The following is an 18801-nucleotide window of genomic DNA, read 5'->3' on the forward strand; positions in this document are numbered from 1 at the left end:
TAGGTGCTTCGCGGGGCTCGTATGCTAGCATACGCCCCCGTGAATCGTGCCCCCGCGCCGATCTGCGGGTGCAGTCAGCCCTCGCCGCTGACCCTTCCCTGACACCATTTTTGGGACAACAGGTACTCCGATGAGCAAGACCTCTCTCGACAAGAGCAAGATCAAGTTCCTTCTTCTTGAAGGCGTCCACCAGAATGCAGTGGACACCCTGAAGGCCGCTGGTTACACCAACATCGAGTACCTCAAGGGCGCACTCTCCGACGACGAGCTGAAAGAAAAGATCGCCGACGCGCACTTTATCGGTATCCGCTCGCGCACCCAGCTGACTGCCGAAGTCTTCGACTGCGCCAAGCGCCTGGTCGCGGTCGGTTGCTTCTGCATCGGCACCAACCAGGTCAACCTGGACGCCGCCCGCGAACGCGGCATCGCCGTATTCAACGCGCCGTATTCGAACACCCGCTCGGTGGCCGAACTGGTGCTGGCCCAGGCCATCCTGCTGCTGCGCGGTATCCCCGAGAAAAACGCTTCCTGCCACCGTGGCGGCTGGATCAAATCGGCGGCTAACTCCTTCGAAATCCGCGGTAAGAAGCTGGGTATCGTCGGTTACGGCTCCATTGGCACCCAGCTCTCGGTCCTTGCCGAAGCCATGGGCATGCAGGTGTTCTTCTACGACACCGTCACCAAATTGCCGCTGGGTAACGCCACCCAAGTGGCCAAGCTGCACGATCTGCTGGGCATGTGCGACATCGTCTCGCTGCACGTCCCCGAGCTGCCATCCACCCAGTGGATGATCGGTGAGAAGGAAATCCGTGCCATGAAAAAGGGCGGCATCCTGATCAACGCCGCACGCGGTACCGTGGTGGAGCTGGAGCACCTGGCCGCCGCGATCAAGGACGAGCACCTGATCGGCGCCGCCATCGACGTGTTCCCGGTCGAACCGAAGTCCAACGACGAAGAGTTCGAAAGCCCGCTGCGTGGCCTGGATCGCGTGATCCTGACCCCGCATATCGGCGGCTCGACTGCTGAAGCCCAGGCCAATATCGGCCTGGAAGTGGCCGAGAAACTGGTCAAGTACAGCGACAACGGCACCTCGGTGTCCTCGGTCAACTTCCCCGAAGTGGCCCTGCCGGCGCACCCGGGCAAGCACCGCCTGCTGCACATCCACGCCAACATTCCGGGTGTGATGAGCGAGATCAACAACGTGTTCGCCGAAAACGGCATCAACATCTCCGGCCAGTTCCTGCAGACCAACGACAAGGTTGGCTACGTGGTGATCGACGTCGACGCCGATTACTCCGACCTGGCGCTGGAGAAACTGCAGCACGTTAAAGGCACTATCCGTAGCCGCGTACTGTTCTAAGCGCTGCTGAGATACGAAAAGGGAAGCTTCGGCTTCCCTTTTTGTTGATAGCAATTTAAACAACTGCTCAGCCGAGCGGTGCGGCGCTGTGTAGGTTGGCGTTGAGCGCAGCGAAGCCCAACAGAACTCAGCCTGCATCGTTGGGCTTCGTCGCGTTGCTCCTCAACCCAACCTACTTGCTAGGTGATTCAGGCTTCAAGCTCACGCAACACCACCTCGGCAGCCGTTAGCGCCATCGCTCACTCTCATTCAGTCACCTGCCGTAACACTGCCAGGTTACTGCGCTTGCCGGCCGCCGATCAAAGGGACGGGTTGCCGGACAGATTGCCGAGCGCTTCACACAGGCAACCCCATCCGCACACAACGCCGGCCTATCCTTCGGCGGGAAGCGCCCTGCCCCGATGGCGCGCGTGCCAGGCCAGGCACAGACTCTCAGCACTCCAGCCGAGGACGCCCCCATGCATCGCCCCCTTCGCACCGTAGCTCTATCACTCGCTGTCAGCCTTGCGGTCTACGCCCTGCCGGGCCAGGCGGCCCTGCTGCCAATGGATAACCAGAGCCTGAGCGAGATCAGCGGGCAGGCCGGCATCAGCATCCGCGCCGATGTGCTGGCAACGATCAGCCAGGTGCGCTGGACAGATGATGGCGGCCACGCCTCGCTGCGCAATGTGAAGATCGACAATGGCTGCACCACCCCAGCCAGCTGCCCGAACGGCTCCGGCGGCAGCTTTGCCTTCGGCGCCGCGCAACTGGGGCTAACCTTGCCGATATTCGGCGTCAACCTGCCCACCCTGAAGATCGATATCGTCACCAACGCCAGCGGTAAACAACAGCTGCAGCTGACCCTGCCCGACCTCACCACCATCAATGATCAACTGGTAGCCAGTGGCATCCCGGCGCAGCGCATCCGTGTGCGAATAGCGGCCGATATGTACGTCGGCGAGAGCCGTCTGGGTAGCATTGAAATGCGTGATATCACCGACCTACGCGGGACCTTTAAGGTCTGGGGCCACTAACCGGCCGTTGAAAATGCAGGCGAAACTGAGTTTACGAGCTGTTAATGAACATTACTCGTTTCACTCGCCCTTCGGCTCGCGCTCAAGCACGTTAGCCGCAGCGGCTTACCGAGCCTGTTTTCAACGGCCTGCTACGGCAGGCAAGACAGGGCCGGAGAGTTGAGCCGCGCGATACCCATCCGGCTGTGAGGGGTATCGCTGCTGCGCACCTCAACCTACGCGGCCCGCCCCATTCTGTGGGTTCTGGTGGCCTACTTCTTCAGCTGCTTGGCATTGGCAAACAGCGCCGCCATGCCGCCGCTGGCCGGTGCCGGTTTTTCCTGGCTGGAATGACGTTCGCTGCGCGGCGCATTGCCGGCCGGCTTGCCGCCACGGGATTGCCCGCCACGCGGCCCTTCGATTTTCTCGCCTGGGGTGTCGCCCATACGCATGCTCAGGGCGATGCGGTTACGCGGGATGTCCACTTCCATAACCTTGACTTTGACCACGTCGCCGGCCTTGACCGCTTCGTGCGGGTCCTTGATGAACTTCTCTGACAGCGCCGAGATATGCACCAGGCCGTCCTGATGCACGCCGATATCGACGAAGGCGCCGAAGTTGGTGACGTTGGTCACTACGCCTTCGAGCATCATGCCCAGTTTGAGGTCGTTAAGGGTTTCCACGCCTTCCTGGAACTCGGCAGTCTTGAACTCCGGGCGCGGGTCGCGGCCGGGTTTTTCCAGTTCGCTCAAGATATCGCCGATGGTCACCAGGCCGAACTTTTCGTCGGTGAACTTTTTCGGGTCGAGGCGCTTTAGGAAGCCTGCATCGCCGATCAGTGAGCGGATATCGCGGCCGGTATCCAAGGCGATGCGTTGCACCAGCGGGTAAGTCTCCGGGTGCACGGCGGAGGCGTCGAGCGGGTTGCTGCCGTTCATTACGCGCAGAAAACCGGCGGCCTGTTCGAAGGTCTTGTCGCCCAGGCGCGGCACCTTGAGCAGCTCGGCGCGGCTGTTGAACGCGCCGTTGGCGTCGCGGTAGGCGACGATATTCTGCGCCAGGGTGGTGTTCAGCCCGGAGATGCGCGCCAGCAGCGCGGCGGAAGCAGTGTTCACATCCACGCCGACGGCGTTTACGCAGTCCTCGACCACCGCATCCAGCGAGCGCGCCAGCTTGAGTTGGGACACGTCGTGCTGGTACTGGCCGACACCGATGGATTTCGGGTCGATTTTCACCAGCTCGGCCAACGGGTCCTGCAGACGACGGGCGATGGACACCGCGCCGCGCAAGGATACGTCCATATCCGGGAATTCCTTGGCGGCCAGCTCCGAGGCCGAATACACCGAAGCGCCAGCCTCAGAGACCATAACCTTGGTCAGCTGCAGGCCGGGCAGTTTCTTGATCAGGTCGGCGGCCAGCTTGTCGGTCTCGCGGCTGGCGGTGCCGTTACCGATGGAGATCAGGTCAACCGCGTGCTTGGCGCACAGTTTGGCCAGGGTCGCCAATGTGCCGTCCCAGTCGTTGCGCGGCGCGTGCGGGTAAACCGTGGCGGTTTCCAGCACCTTGCCGGTGGCATCGACCACGGCCACCTTACAGCCGGTGCGCAGGCCCGGATCCAGCGCCAGGGTCGCGCGTGGGCCTGCCGGCGCGGCCAGCAGCAGGTCGTGCAGGTTGCGGGCGAACACGTTGATCGCCTCGTTCTCCGCGCCTTCACGCAACTCGCCGAACAGGTCGGTTTCCAGGTGGGTGTAGAGCTTGACCTTCCAGGTCCAACGCACCACTTCGCCCAGCCACTTGTCGGCGGCGCGGCCACGGGCGCTGATGCCGAAGCGCTCGCCGATCATGCCTTCGCACGGGTGCATGGCGCCGGGGATTTCGTCGCCGACTTTCAGGCTGGCGCTCAAAATGCCTTCGTTACGGCCACGGAAGATCGCCAGGGCGCGGTGCGATGGCGCGCCTTTAAGCTTTTCGTCGTGCTCGAAGTAATCGCGGAACTTGGCGCCTTCGTTCTCTTTACCGGCGACCACGCGGGCGCTGAGGATAGCGTTGTCTTTCAGGTAGCTGCGCAGGCTGGCCAACAGGTTGGCGTCCTCGGCGAAGCGCTCCATGAGGATGTACTTGGCGCCTTCGAGCACGGCCTTGATGTCGGCAAAGTCTTTTTCAGCATCGATAAAACGCTCGGCTTCGCTTTCTGGTGTCAGGTTCGGATCGTTGAACAGGGCGTCGGCCAGTTCGCCGAGGCAGGCTTCGAGGGCGATCTGGCCCTTGGTACGGCGCTTCTGTTTGAACGGCAGGTAGAGGTCTTCCAGGCGGGTCTTGGTTTCGGCCAGGTTGATTTCGCGGGCAAGCTCTGCGGTCAGTTTGCCCTGCTCCTCGATGCTGGCGAGGATGCTGGCGCGGCGCTCGTCGAGTTCGCGCAGGTAGCGCAGGCGCTCTTCCAGGTTGCGCAGCTGGGTGTCGTCGAGGCTGCCGGTGACCTCTTTACGGTAGCGCGCGATAAACGGCACGGTGGAGCCTTCATCGAGCAGCGCCACGGCGGCGGCGACCTGTTGCGGGCGTACGCCCAGTTCTTCGGCGATGCGGTTGTTGATGCTGAGCATATAAAAAGCTACCCACAGGGCGGTCATGCCGGCGGCATGGCGCGCGAAAATTCAGTTGAGTCGGCGTGGTTTGCCTCATCCTGCGCTGCGCGCCACCTTCTCCTGAGAGGGAGAAGGACAGATTGAGGTTGTCGCTGCGCGACTGCCATGTCGATACGGCCGCGCATTATAAACACTGCCCGGCAGTGCACCGGGAACCCGTCGGGGAAAAATCTGCTAACAATGGGCTGCACGTCGGCTGCGGCTCCTGAGCCATAATGCCGGCCATTGCACACTGCCAGCGCGTCCGCGCCCGGCGGATGCCCGGACAACCCGGACAAGGAGCCCTGAATGAGCAGCACTGCACTTCCCGCTGAAGGCGAAAAAATCCTCATCGTCGATGACGATGCCCGTCTGCGTCGTCTGCTTGAGCGCTTCTTCGACGAGCAGGGCTACCGCGTGCGCGCCGTGGAAAACGTCGAGCAGATGGACCGTCTGCTGGCCCGCGAACTGTTCAACCTGGTGGTACTCGACCTGATGTTGCCGGGTGAAGACGGTCTGTCCGCCTGCCGCCGCCTGCGTGAGGCGAATAACCAGGTGCCGATCATCATGCTCACCGCCAAGGGCGACGAGGCCAGTCGTATTCAGGGCCTGGAGCTGGGCGCCGACGATTACCTGGCCAAGCCGTTCAATCCGCGCGAGCTGCTGGCGCGGATCAAGGCGGTGCTGCGTCGGCAGGCGCCGGTAGTACCGGGCGCGCCGGGTAGTGAAGATGAAAGCGTGAGTTTCGGCGAGTACGAGCTGAGCCTGGCCACCCGCGAGCTGAAGAAGGGTGACGAGGTGCATATGCTCACCACCGGCGAGTTCGCCGTGCTCAAGGCCCTGGTGCAGCACGCCCGCGAGCCACTGACCCGCGACAAGCTGATGAACCTGGCCCGTGGCCGCGAGTGGGACGCCCTGGAGCGCTCCATCGACGTGCAGATTTCCCGCCTGCGCCGGCTGATCGAGCCGGATCCATCGAAGCCACGCTATATCCAGACGGTCTGGGGTGTGGGTTATGTGTTTGTTCCGGATGGCAATAAGTGATTTGTAGGTTGCAGCTGAGCGCAGCGAAGCCCAACGCTCTGTTCACAAGCCTTGCGTTGGGCTTCGTCGCTGCGCGCCTCAACCCAACCTACATCGAGTTGTGATGAAAACCCCACTCTGGTTCCCGCAAAGCTTCTTCGCCCGCACGCTGTGGCTGGTGCTGATCGTGGTGCTGTTTTCCAAGGCGCTGACCCTGGTTTATCTGATGATGAACGAGGACGTGCTGGTCGACCGCCAGTACAGCCACGGCGCGGCCTTGACCCTGCGCGCTTACTGGGCGGCAGACCCGGAAGACCGCGCCACCATCGCCGAAGCGGCCGGGCTCAAGCGTGTGCCACACGAGCTGGTGCCCGCCACCGAGCAGCATTGGCCGTATAGCGAGATTTTTGCCCGGCAGATGCAGACCGAACTGGGTCCGGACACCGAGGTGCGGGTGCGTGCCAAGAGCCCGCCGGCGCTTTGGGTGCATGCGCCGGCGCTGGGCGCTGACTGGCTGCGGGTACCGCTGTATCCGCACCCACTGCGTGGGCAGAAGATCTGGAGCGTGCTGGGCTGGTTCCTCGCCATCGGCTTGCTGTCGACGGCGGCGGCGTGGATTTTCGTAGGCCAACTTAATGCCCCGCTCAAGCGCCTGGTCTTTGCTGCCCGGCAGATCGGTAAGGGCCGCAGTGTGCGTCTACCGGTCAGTGATACGCCGAACGAGATGGCCGAGGTGTACCGCGCTTTCAACCAGATGGCCGAAGACGTCGAACAGGCGGCCCGCGAGCGTGAGCTGATGCTCGCGGGGGTGTCGCACGACCTACGTACGCCACTGACCCGCCTGCGCTTGTCCATGGAGTTTCTGCATACCGACTCGGAACTGACCGAAGACATGGTGCGCGATATTGAGGATATGGATGCGATCCTCGACCAGTTCCTCGCCTTTATCCGCGATGGCCGCGACGAGCCGCTGGAGCAGCTCGACCTGCTTGAGTTGATTCGTGAGGTGGTCGCGCCCTACAACCAGAAGCAGGAAATGGTGCGCCTGTGCCTGGAACCCGTGCCAGCCTTCCCGTTGCGGCGGGTGTCACTCAAGCGCTTGCTGGTCAACCTGATCGAAAACGCCTTGCGCTACGGCGGCAATGCGGTGGAAGTGGCGGTTTCCCTGTCTAGTGATCACAGCGCGCCTTATGTGGTGTTGAGTGTATTGGACCGCGGTGCGGGCATCGATCCGGCCGAGCTGGGCAGTATCTTCAACCCCTTTATCCGTGGCGACCGCGCCCGTGGCGGTCAGGGTGCTGGGCTGGGCTTGGCCATCGTCAAGCGTATTGCTGCGTTACATGGCGGCAGTGTCGAGTTGCGCAACCGCTCCGGTGGCGGGCTGGAAGCGCGGGTTTGCCTCCCACTGGGGCTGCTGTTGCCGCGCGACGCCGTATAAGAAAACCCCGGCATGCTGCCGCTGTTGCGCTGAACTATGCTGTAGCAGCGCGATGACATGAGGTCAGCATGCCTGCAGTTCCACACCGCCTCTCTCGATGGACCTGGCTGCTGCCGCTGCCATTGCTTCATCTGGCCACCTGGCTTTCCCTGGCGACCCAGTTCACCGACGGGGCGGCGCTCTGGTATCCCCCCTTTGCCTTGGCGCTGGTGTTTACCTTGTGGTGGGGACCGCGAGTGTTGCTAGCGGTGTACCTCAACGCCATGTTGTCGATCCCCCTCTGGGATTTGCCGTGGCAATGGGCGCCGCTCTATGCCTTCCCAGAAACCCTCGGTGTGGCGCTGGCCTGGCTGCTGCTGCGGTTGCGGCCGTTTGACCCGGCGTTACCCGACCTCAGCCATTTGCTGCGTTTTATGCTGCTCGGCGTGCTCTTGCCGATCATTCCTGTGGCGCTGGGGGTGCAGGGCAACCTCTGGCTGCTCGGCCACGCGCCGCTAGAAGAGTTGCTGTCGGGCAGCATAACCCTGTGGCTGGCCGATAGCCTCACCGCCCTGGCCATCGCCATCCCCTTGCTGGCTTACCTGACACCCTGGATGCGTCGCCGCCGCTGGCTGGCGGCAACGGTGCCCGACGGTTACGAGCAGATTCCTGAGGCGCTGCGCCAATTACCGCCCTGGCCGCTGCTGGTGCTGCTGTTAATCGGCATGCCCTGGCTGCTTGGGGTATTACCGCTGACCCTAAATCTGCCCCTGATTGGCGTGATGATGCTCGGCCTGGCGTTGGTCTGGGGCTTTGCCGGCGGCGTTTGTGGTGCGCTGTTTAGCGTGTTGATGGTGCTGATTTTGCCGCTGCTGCGCGGCTTGGTGAATAGCGCGGCCTGGCTCGAACCGGAGCGCCTGGAACTGCACTTCAGCGTGCTGCTGTTTATGCTCGCCACCCTGCTGGTGGGGCGCAGCCTGAGTGACTTGCGCCAGGCGCTGGCGCGTAGCGCACAGATGCAGCAGCAACTGGCGCTGGCCAACCTGGCGCTGGAGGCCAGTCCGCTGGGGGTAGTCATTGCCGATGCACGCCAGCAGGCGTTGCCGTTGATCTACTGCAATCCAGCGTTTGAACACCTCACGGGCTACCGCCGTGAAGAAATCCTGGGCAACAACTGGGATTTTCTGCTGTGTGACGACCAGCAACAGCAGGGTGTTAGCCGCTTGCAGCAAGCCGTACGCGATGGCGTGGGTTGTGATGCAGTGGTGCGCAACCACCGCAAGAACGGCCCGCAGTTCTGGAATGAGTTCACCCTCGCGCCAATGCGCGATGACCAGGGCATCAGCCATTTTGTCGCCCTGCAGAGCGATGTGACCGCCCGCGAGCAGCTGGCCATCCAGGTGCGCTCACAGAGTGACGAACTGCTCAAGCAGAGCTATCTGTTCAGCCAGACCGAGCATATCGCCAACCTTGGCGGCTGGGTACTGAACATGCCGCAGCAGAATATGGATTGGAGTGCGGGCTGTTTTCGTATCTACGAACTTGACCCCAAGAACGGCACACCGGACCTGAATGAGGCGCTGAGTTACCTGGATGACAGTGGCCGCGCGCTGGCCGAGCAGGTGCTGCAGCAACTAATTGATGGCTTGGAGCAATTCGACATTGAGGTACGCCTGCTGACCGCCAAGGGCAAGACGCGCTGGTTACGTATCCGTGGCATCAGTGAACACGACGGTGCCGAGCTGGTGCGGGTATATGGCGCATTGCAGGATGTCAGCGCGCGCAAATATGCCGAGCAACAACTGCGCGAGCGTGATGAGCGTCAGCGCCTGTTCTTCGAAGCCCCGTTGATCGGCATGGCCCTGACCAGCCCGAACTTCGCCTGGGAGGAGGTCAATCACAAGCTCTGCAGCATTCTTGAGCGTTCGCGCGAACAGCTGCTGGCGTGTAGCTGGGAAGAACTTTCGCTGGACGATGATCTGCTGGTCGAGCAGCCGCTGCTCGACCAGGTAATCAGCGGCAGCCGCGAAGGCTTTGAACTGGAAAAGCGCTTTCGTCGTGCCGACGATAGCGTGGTGCATACCCGCGTCAGCCTGCGCGCGGTACGTCATGCCACCGGCCGGGTGCGCATGTTTCTGCTGCTGGTCGAGGACATCAGCGAGCGCCTACAGGCTGAGGCGCGCTACCGCACCATTGTCGAAAATGCGCCCGAGGCGATCATGCTGTTTGACCTGCACGGCACCCTGGTCGAATGCAACGACAACGCCCTGCGCCTGCTGTGCTATAGCCGTGAAGACATCGCCAGCAAGCGTGTATTTGATCTCAGCCCGGTCAAGCAGGCGGACGGCCAGCTGACCGCCGACCTTGGTCAGTTTTATCTACAGCGCGCGATGGCCGGCGAGGCCCCGGTATTCGACTGGTTACACAGTGACAGCAAGGGTCGGCAGATTCCTTGTGAGGTCCGCTTGGTGCGTATGCCCGGTGAGCCGGTGCTGATTCGCGGCAGCGTTACCGATATTTCCGAGCGCCAGCGTTATCAGCGCGAGATCGAACGGCTGGCGTTCAGCGACGAACTCACCGGCCTGCCCAATCGGCGTCTGCTGCTCGACCGTCTGCAGCACGCGATGGAGCGTGAGCATCGCGAAAACACCCTGGGCGCGCTGCTGTTTATCGACCTTGATCACTTCAAAACAGTCAACGACAGCCTCGGCCATTTGGTTGGCGATGGCCTGCTGCGTGAAGTTACAGCGCGCCTGGCCAGCAGCTTGCGCACTGAAGACACCCTGGCGCGCATGGGCGGCGACGAATTCGTGGTATTGCTCGAAGGGCTCGATAGCAACCCGCAGCAGGCAGCGGAAGCGGCTGCGATCACCGCGAAAAAGCTGCTGAAAAGCTTGGTGGGCACCTGCTGGATCGACGGTCATGAGCTATCGATCAGCGCCAGTATCGGCATCGCCCTGCACCCCTTTGGTAGCCAACTGGCCGCCGACGTGCTGAAGCAGGCGGACACCGCCATGTACCGGGCCAAGCAGGGCGGGCGCAACGCCTTGCACTTTTTTGCGCCGGAGATGCAGGCAGCCATCGACCAGCGTTTGCAGATGCAAGGCGAACTGCGCCAGGCAGTGCAGCGCAATCAGCTGTACCTGGTGTTTCAGCCGCAACTGGCGCTGGCCACCGGGCGCATTGCGGGAGCGGAAGTACTGCTGCGCTGGGTGCACCCGGAGCGCGGCGAAATTATGCCTGGCGACTTTATCCCGCTGGCCGAAGAAACCGGCCTGATCGAGGAGCTCGGTGCCTGGGTGCTGGAGCAGGCGTGCGCCGCGCTGGCGCGCTGGTTAGCGCAGTGGCCGCAGCTGGTGCTGGCGGTCAACCTGAGCCCGCGCGAGCTGCGCCAGCGCAATTGTGTGGCGCGCATCAGTGAGTGCCTGCAACGCCATCAGGTGCCAGCCACGGCGCTGGAACTGGAGATCACCGAAGGTGTGCTGCTGGAAGAGGTTGAGCAGTGCATCAGCAATATGCAGGCGCTCAAGGCGCTGGGTGTACGTTTCGCCATTGATGATTTCGGCACCGGCTATTCCTCACTGACCTACCTCAAGCGCCTGCCGCTGGATCGCCTGAAGATCGACCGCAGCTTTACCTGGGACATGGACGGTGAAGACGGCAGCGGCCTGATGCTGGTGCAGACCATCCTGGTCATCGCCCGCAATCTGGGCCTGGAGTGCGTGGCCGAAGGCATCGAAAGTCAGTGGCAGCTCGACTGCCTACGCCAGCATGGTTGTTCGCTGGGCCAGGGTTATCACTTTAGCCGGCCGCTGAAAGAGGCGGATTTCCAGGCCTGGATGCAGCAACATCAGCTATAGGCTTGAGTCTGCGTTTCGGCATCCTACCGCTTCCTGTTGTGATCCGGCTCACCCCCTGCCTTTGGTGCGTGTCAGGTTCGGACCGCTGTTTTTTTCCAGGTGCTGGATCACCAGGCTGGCCACATCCTTACCGGTGGTGGTTTCGATGCCTTCTAGGCCGGGAGATGAGTTCACTTCCATCACCAGTGGCCCGTGGTTGGAGCGCAGGATATCCACCCCAGCCACTGACAAGCCCATCACCTTGGCCGCGCGTATCGCGGTCATGCGCTCTTCTGGAGTGATCTTGATCAGGCTGGCGCTGCCGCCACGGTGCAGATTGGAGCGAAATTCGCCGGGCTTGGCCTGGCGCTTCATCGCCGCAATCACCTTGTCACCGACCACAAGGCAGCGAATATCTGCGCCGCCGGCTTCCTTGATGTATTCCTGCACCATGATGTCCTGCTTGAGGCCCATAAAGGCCTCGATCACCGACTCGGCAGCGGTTGCTGTTTCGCACAGCACCACACCGATGCCCTGGGTGCCTTCCAGCACCTTGATCACCAGCGGCGCACCGTTGACCATCTGGATCAGATCGGTGATGTCATCCGGCGAGTGGGCGAAACCGGTCACCGGCAGGCCGATACCACGGCGGGACAACAGTTGCAGCGAGCGCAGCTTGTCGCGCGAGCGGGCGATTGCTACCGACTCGTTGAGCGGGAACACGCCCATCATCTCGAACTGGCGCAGCACTGCGCAGCCGTAAAAGGTCACCGAGGCACCGATGCGCGGGATCACCGCATCGAAGCCCTCCAGCGGCTGGCCGCGATAGTGGATCTGCGGCTTGTGGCTGGCGATATTCATATAGGCGCGCAGGGTGTCGATCACCACCATTTCGTGGCCCCGCAGCTGCCCGGCTTCGACCAGACGTCGGGTGGAATACAGGCGCGGGTTGCGCGACAGCACGGCGATCTTCATTGGGCACCAGGGGAGTCAGCGAGGGTGGGTTTGTTTTGTACGTAGGTAAGCGCCGGGTTGACCAATAGCTGCCCGTCAATCAGCGCCTTGGAACCGAGCAGCACACGGTAGCGCATGGTCTTGCGGCAGGTCAGGGTGAATTCAACCGGCCACTCGCGTTCGCCCAGGGTCAGATTAGTACGGATCACATAACGCGACTGTACGTGGCCATTGGAACTCTTGATGGTCTTCAGCGAAACCAACTGCCCTTCGCAACGATGGCGCCGTTGCACCAGCGTGCCGAGGTGCGCATTAAACCGCACCCAAGGCTCGCCATCGCGGTCGAACGGCTGAATATCGCTGGCATGCAGACAGGAGGTGCTGGCCCCTGTATCGATCTTGGCGCGCAAGCCGACCATGCCCAGCTCCGGCAGGTTGATCCATTCACGCAGGCCGATGACGCCAAGTTGGTCGAAAGTCTTCACAGTTAGGCGGCTCTCCAGATATTGCGGGCATTCTAGTTGGCTCTTATGACAACTGCATCAGGCAAAATGTCCGCCTGCACAGCGGGCTTGAGTGGGGATCAGATGAACGATAAAGACGACAACAAGATACGCCTGGATAAATGGCTATGGGCGGCGAGGTTCTTCAAGACCCGCGCCCTGGCCAAGGCCGCTATCGAGGGCGGCAAGGTTCACCATCGCGGCGAGCGCTGCAAGCCGGGCAAGGAGCCCCGGGTGGGCGACGAGTATGTGATCCGCATCGGCGTTGATGAGCGTAGCGTAGTGGTCCAGGCGCTGTCGGCGGTGCGCCGTGGCGCCCCCGAGGCGCAGGCGTTGTATGCCGAAACCGCTGAAAGCATCGAGCGTCGCGAGCATGCTGCCGCACAGCGCAAGGCGGGAGCGCTGGGCATGCAAACCGATGGTCGGCCGAGCAAGAAGCAGCGTCGGCAGATGCACAATTTCAATGATAGGCAAGACGGCGGACTGCGCCATCCTTGGACGGCCGAGGAGTAGCAGAGGCCGCTTGCGCGCGTCGATAGCCTCTCCCGCAGCGCCGATAGATAAGAGGCGCTTGGTCGGATGGGCGTTTGCGCCTAAAATCGCGGGCCGAGTCACATTCAGTGAAGTTGGCATGTCTGATTTTTCCCAACGCTTCTTGTTCGACGACAGCGATATTCGCGGTGAGCTGGTCGGCTTGACCGACAGCTACAGCCATGTGCTGGCCAAACACAGTTACCCGCAGCCGGTCGCCCAGCTGCTCGGTGAGCTGCTGGCCGCCGCCTCCTTGCTGATCGGCACGCTGAAATTCGAAGGCCTGCTGATCCTCCAGGCACGCTCCTCCGGCGCCGTGCCCTTGCTGATGGTCGAATGCTCTAGCGAAGGCGAGCTGCGCGGTATCGCCCGTTACCATGCCGAGCAGATCACTGCCGATGCCAGCTTGCGCGAATTGATGCCCGACGGCGTGCTGGCCATGACCGTTGACCCGAAATCCGGGCAGCGTTATCAAGGCATTGTCGACCTAGAGGGCGACACCCTGGCCGATTGCCTGACCAATTATTTCGCCACCTCTGAGCAATTGCCTACGCGTTTTTGGCTCAGCGCCGACGGTCAGCGTGCTCGCGGCCTGCTGTTGCAGCAGTTGCCGGCTGATCGCCTGAAGGAAGCCGATGAGCGCGAGGCCAGCTGGCAGCACGCCATGGCCCTGGCCGATACGTTGAAGGCCGAAGAGCTGCTGGGCTTAGATAACGAAACCCTGCTGCACCGTCTGTATCACCGGGAGGCGCTGCGCCTGTTTGATCCGCGTGCACTGCAGTTCCGCTGCAGCTGCTCGCGTGAGCGTTCCAGCCGGGCACTGATCAGCCTCGGCCAGGCCGATGCCGAAGCGTTGGTGCAGGAGCATGGCGGCAGCGTAGAAATTGATTGCCAGTTCTGCAATGAGCGTTATCTGTTCGATGCGGCCGATGTGCTGCAGCTGTTTATTGATGGCAACACGGATGCGCCATCGGATACTCGCCACTGAGGCAAACTGTCGCAAGCCGCGCCGGGCTGATCAGAGGCTGCACCCGCAGCCGGCTTTTTCTGGCATAATCCGGCGCACTTTTTTCGCTGTAGTAGTGCTCGATTTTCTACTACAAAACGTTCGGAAGACTCGGCCGTTTGGCCGACGGGGACCCACATGACGCAAGCCAACAACGCCGTGTACACCGACATCAGCGCTGCCCAACTGGTCGAAGAAGCCCTTCGTCGCGGTGAAGGCGAGCTGGCCGCCAACGGCTCCCTGGTCGTACGCACAGGCCATCGCACGGGTCGTTCGCCGGCTGATCGCTTCATCGTGCAAGAGCCGAGCACCGAGGCGAAAATCGCCTGGGGCGCGATCAACCGTCCGTTCCCGGCTGACAAGTTCGATGCCTTGTGGGATCGCGTTCAGGCGTTCTCCGACGCCCAGGACAGCTTCGTCTCCTACGTTCATGTAGGGTCTGCCGACGCGCACTACCTGCCGGTCAAGATGACCACCGCCACCGCTTGGCAGAACCTGTTCGGCCGTTGCCTGTTTATCAACCCGGAGCAGTACAACCCGGCTGGCAAGGACGAATGGCAAGTGCTCAACGTCGCCAACTTCGAGTGCGTGCCCGAGCGTGATGGCACCAACTCCGATGGCTGCGTGATCCTTAACTTCGCCGCCAAGAAAGTCCTGATCGCCGGTATGCGTTACGCCGGTGAAATGAAGAAAGCCATGTTCAGCGTGCAGAACTTCCTGCTCCCGGACGCCGACGTGCTGCCGATGCACTGCGCGGCCAACATCGGTGAAGAAGGCGACGTGACCTTGTTCTTCGGTCTGTCCGGCACCGGCAAAACCACCCTGTCGGCTGACCCAAGCCGTTACCTGATCGGTGACGACGAGCACGGCTGGGGCGTGGGCGTGGTGTTCAACATCGAAGGCGGTTGCTACGCCAAGTGCATCGACTTGTCCGAGAAGAACGAGCCGGTGATCTGGAAAGCCATTCAGTTTGGCGCCGTGTTGGAAAACGTCGTCCTCGACGAAAATCGCGTACCCAACTACGCCGACGACAGCCTGACCCAGAACAGCCGCGCAGCCTATCCGCTGGAGCTGGTTGAGAAGCGCAGCGAGAAGAACCTCGGCGGCGAACCGAACGCAGTAATTTTCCTCACCTGCGACCTGACGGGCGTACTGCCGCCCGTGTCCATCCTCAACGAAGAGCAAGCGGCTTACCACTTCCTCTCCGGCTACACCGCGCTGGTCGGTTCCACCGAAATGGGCAGCGGCGGCGGCATCAAGTCGACCTTCTCCACCTGCTTCGGCGCGCCATTTTTCCCGCGCCCGGCTGGCGAGTACGCTGAGCTGCTGATCAAGCGCATCCAGGGCTTCGGCTCCAAGGTTTACCTGGTTAACACCGGCTGGACTGGCGGTGGCTACGGTGTTGGCAAGCGCTTCAACATCCCGACCACTCGTGGTGTGATCGCTGCGATCCAGAGCGGCGCGCTGATCGGTAGCGAAACCGAGCTGCTGCCTATCATCAACCTGAGCGTGCCGAAATCGGTACCAGGCGTTGAAACCAACCTGCTCAACCCACGCAACACCTGGGAAGACCAGAACGCCTACGATGAAGCCGCCAAAGGCCTGGCCAAGCTGTTTATCGAAAACTTCCAGAAGTTCGACGTAAGCGAGGCCATCAAAAACGCCGGCCCGCAGCTCTAAGCTGTAACTGCTGCATTGAAAAAACCGCCTTGATCGGCGGTTTTTTTATGCATGGAATTTATCGCGATAACCTGTAGGAGATCCCCCGTCGTCCAGACGCCGCGCTGTCGCGCAGCAAACTGGGGGCAATTGCGTCTTTCGGCTTGTAGGTACCTGTAGGAGCGGGCCATGCCCGCGATGCGTTTCGCGGGCATGGCCCGCTCCTACAGGTCGTTATGCGGATTTAATTTATCTATATAAAACAATGAGTTATTTTTTTTGATAAGAGGCGCTTTAGCGGCGAGCTTTTAAGGTGCTTGTCGCGGCTAAAGCCCCTCCCACGGTGCTTTGTCGCTGCAAGAAAAACGGAAAAGCCGCCCGGAGGCGGCTTTGGGTGCATATCTGCTAACAGATCAAGCACGTTTGCGCGTATTGCATGTTGCTCATTTGCTCAGGTGGCCGCTCTGCACGGCCTTGGATGTTGCTCTATGGTTGTCTCGGGCCACAGCACTATCGGGGTTGGCAACTCAGGCGATTTCCAGGGTCTTTGCCTGCAACTGTCGACTTTTGCATGACTGGCTACTGCCAGGTAGGTGTCGATATGTCGCGGGTGACCGCTGGCGCTTTCGAGTTGTATGGCAGCGTTAGGTCTATGGTTTGGCACAACTGACGGCAAGCCTGAGATCTTCCCGCAAGATTACGCATCGGCCGGCCGCTACGTCAGCTACTCCGGTTTGACCGGGGCCTATGCTGCGCAGCCATCTGGCCTGGGTTTTGAGCGATCTAGTGGGCAATCGACAAGCTGCCGCTGAAACCAGATACCTGCATACTCTTCTCCTTTTTTGTTTGCATGGTTTAAATGTACGCCTGTGTTGCCGTGGGTGTTAGTTGGATTGGCAATAGCAGCGCGGCCTGTAGGAATTAATCATTGTTTGCCGCTGGAGCGGTCGATGGAGTGACAGCTATGAGTACCCTTGAGCGTGTGTTTGGCTTTCAGCAACTGCGTCCCGGTCAGGAACGGGTGGTGACTGCTGTGCTGGCGGGCCGTTCGGCGGCGGCGATCTTTCCCACCGGCTCGGGCAAGTCGCTGTGTTACCAACTGCCGGCGCTGCATTTGCCGCACCTGACTCTGGTGGTTTCGCCCTTGCTGGCGCTGATGCAGGATCAGCTGGCGTTTCTGCATGGCCGTGGCATCAGCGCCGCCAGCATCGACTCGGCGCAAAGTCGCGAGGAGGCCAGCGAGGTAATGGCGCGGGCGAAATCCGGCGAGCTGAAAATTCTGATGATCTCGGTCGAGCGCCTGAAGAATGAGCGTTTTCGCAATTTCATCAGCCAGGTGCCGATTTCCCTGCTGGTGATTGACGAGGCCCACTGTATCTCCGAGTGGGGGCATAACTTCCGCCCGGATTACCTCAAGCTGCCGGACTACCAGCGCCAGTTCGGCATCCCTCAGGTGCTGTTGCTGACCGCCACAGCCACGCCGCCAGTAATTGCCGACATGCAGAAGAAATTCGCTATCGCCGCCGATGACGTGGTCACCACTGGCTTCTATCGCGCCAACCTCAACCTGCTGGTGGAGCCGGTCAGTGGCGCCGACAAGCAGCGCCGCCTTGAGCAGTGGCTGGGCGCCAAAGCCGGGCAGCCGAGCATTGTCTACGTCACTCAGCAGAAGACTGCCGAGCAGGTGGCCGCGCGCCTGAGCCAGCGCGGCATCCCCGCCAGCGCCTACCATGCCGGCATGGCCCATGAGGCGCGCGAAGTGATTCAGCGCCAGTTTATGGCCGGGCAGATCAACTGCATCGTCGCCACCATCGCCTTCGGTATGGGCATCGACAAGTCGGATATCCGCAATGTGCTGCACTTCGATCTGCCCAAATCCATCGAAAACTACAGCCAGGAAATCGGACGGGCTGGGCGCGATGGCCAGTCCTCCGATTGCCTGGTGCTGGCTAACCGCGACAGCCTCAACGTGCTGGAAAACTTCGTTTACGGCGATACGCCGGAGCTGGAGGGCATTCGTTGCGTGCTGGATGAGTTGCTAGGCAGCAGTCAGAGTGGCGAGTGGGAGCTGATGCTCAACCAGCTTTCCGAGCAGAGCAATATCCGCCAGCTGCCGCTGAAAACCCTGCTGGTGCAGCTGGAGCTACGCGGCATCATCGCCCCGCGTTATGCCTATTTCGCCGAGTATCGCTTCAAATATCTGCTGGAGCCCGAAGCGCTGCTGGAGAAGTTCGACGGCGAGCGACGGCAGTTCGTCGAGGCACTGATCAGCACCTCACAGCGTGCCCGTACCTGGTGCACGGTGGATTTCGACCAGCTCTACCAGCAGCATCAGGCCGAGCGCGGGCGGGTGATCAAGGCGCTGGATTACTTCCAGGAAAAGGGCTGGGTCGAACTGGAAAGCAAGCAGATGACCGAGGTCTACGCGCTGCTCGACCCAGGCTTTGATCCGGCGGCCTTGAGCACCGAATTACACAGCTATTTCAGCCAGCAGGAAGCCAGCGAGATCAAACGCATCCACGCCATGCTCACGCTGTTTGCCAGCGAGCAGTGCCTGAGCCAGCGCCTGGCCGCCTATTTTGGTGACGCCAACTCGCCGCAGCAGTGCGGCCATTGCTCGGTGTGTCAGGGCCAAGTTGCCCTCCTACCCGAGCCGCCGGCCTTGCCGCCGCTGGCGGAGCAGGATGTGCGTAGCCTATGCGACGGCTTTGTGCGCAAACACCAGGAACTCAAAGGCAGTCAGCCGAGCGCCGAATGCCTGACGCGCTTTCTCTGCGGTATCAGCGTGCCGCTGTTTACCAAGCTCAAGGCGCGCCAGCTCGGCGGTTTTGCCGCGCTGGAAGATTATCCCTATGCCGAGGTGCGTGAGTGGTTGATAGCGCAGCAGCACTAG

At 61.5% G+C, this 18801-nt stretch carries 12 protein-coding genes; 9 read left to right on the plus strand and 3 right to left on the minus strand.

Annotated elements, in window-relative coordinates:
- Positions 1-130 precede the first annotated feature (130 nt).
- Entirely contained in the window at positions 131-1360 is a 1230-nt protein-coding gene (gene serA / locus AC0T4W_RS19820; RefSeq protein WP_476321929.1) for a phosphoglycerate dehydrogenase, read from the plus strand.
- Positions 1361-1818: 458 nt separating this feature from the next.
- Entirely contained in the window at positions 1819-2376 is a 558-nt protein-coding gene (locus tag AC0T4W_RS19825; protein ID WP_476321931.1) for a DUF6160 family protein, read from the plus strand.
- Positions 2377-2627: 251 nt separating this feature from the next.
- On the opposite strand, the gene AC0T4W_RS19830 is transcribed toward AC0T4W_RS19825, so the two are convergent.
- On the minus strand, positions 2628-4955 hold the full coding sequence (locus AC0T4W_RS19830; protein WP_476323810.1) for a Tex family protein: 2328 nt from the start codon (positions 4953-4955) through the stop codon (positions 2628-2630).
- Between the two features lie 330 nt (positions 4956-5285).
- On the opposite strand from AC0T4W_RS19830, the gene ompR reads away from it, so the two are divergent.
- The 3 genes from ompR (at position 5286) to AC0T4W_RS19845 (ending at position 11276) form a co-directional block, all read left to right on the plus strand.
- Entirely contained in the window at positions 5286-6020 is a 735-nt protein-coding gene (gene ompR, locus AC0T4W_RS19835; RefSeq protein WP_275960265.1) for an osmolarity response regulator transcription factor OmpR, read from the plus strand.
- Positions 6021-6123: 103 nt separating this feature from the next.
- Positions 6124-7437, plus strand: coding sequence for an ATP-binding protein (locus AC0T4W_RS19840; protein ID WP_476321933.1), 1314 nt, complete (start codon positions 6124-6126; stop codon positions 7435-7437).
- Positions 7438-7505: 68 nt separating this feature from the next.
- Positions 7506-11276 carry a bifunctional diguanylate cyclase/phosphodiesterase gene (locus AC0T4W_RS19845; protein WP_476321935.1) on the plus strand — a complete coding sequence of 1257 codons (3771 nt, stop codon included), beginning with the start codon at positions 7506-7508 and terminating at the stop codon, positions 11274-11276.
- Positions 11277-11324: 48 nt separating this feature from the next.
- Here AC0T4W_RS19845 and rimK read toward each other — a convergent pair whose 3' ends face one another.
- Together rimK and rimB are read right to left on the minus strand one after the other, a co-directional pair.
- The gene (gene rimK, locus AC0T4W_RS19850; RefSeq protein ID WP_476321938.1) at positions 11325-12230 is read right to left on the minus strand and encodes a 30S ribosomal protein S6--L-glutamate ligase; all 906 of its coding nucleotides are present in this window, start codon (positions 12228-12230) and stop codon (positions 11325-11327) included.
- Positions 12227-12694 carry a retropepsin-like aspartic endopeptidase RimB gene (gene rimB, locus AC0T4W_RS19855; RefSeq protein WP_476321940.1) on the minus strand — a complete coding sequence of 156 codons (468 nt, stop codon included), beginning with the start codon at positions 12692-12694 and terminating at the stop codon, positions 12227-12229. Before rimB ends, rimK begins: the two co-directional genes overlap by 4 nt.
- 102 nt (positions 12695-12796) lie before the next feature.
- Between rimB and AC0T4W_RS19860 the strand changes: the two genes are divergently transcribed.
- The 4 genes from AC0T4W_RS19860 (at position 12797) to AC0T4W_RS19875 (ending at position 18801) form a co-directional block, all read left to right on the plus strand.
- On the plus strand, positions 12797-13225 hold the full coding sequence (locus tag AC0T4W_RS19860) for an RNA-binding S4 domain-containing protein (RefSeq protein ID WP_476321942.1): 429 nt from the start codon (positions 12797-12799) through the stop codon (positions 13223-13225).
- 118 nt (positions 13226-13343) lie between these two features.
- Complete coding sequence (gene hslO / locus AC0T4W_RS19865; RefSeq protein WP_476321944.1) at positions 13344-14231, plus strand: Hsp33 family molecular chaperone HslO; 888 nt, start codon at positions 13344-13346, stop codon at positions 14229-14231.
- 156 nt (positions 14232-14387) lie between these two features.
- Positions 14388-15929, plus strand: coding sequence for a phosphoenolpyruvate carboxykinase (locus tag AC0T4W_RS19870; protein ID WP_476321946.1), 1542 nt, complete (start codon positions 14388-14390; stop codon positions 15927-15929).
- Between the two features lie 943 nt (positions 15930-16872).
- Positions 16873-18801, plus strand: coding sequence for a RecQ family ATP-dependent DNA helicase (locus tag AC0T4W_RS19875; protein WP_476321948.1), 1929 nt, complete (start codon positions 16873-16875; stop codon positions 18799-18801).

It is taken from the genome of Pseudomonas sp. C7.1 (assembly GCF_056312395.1).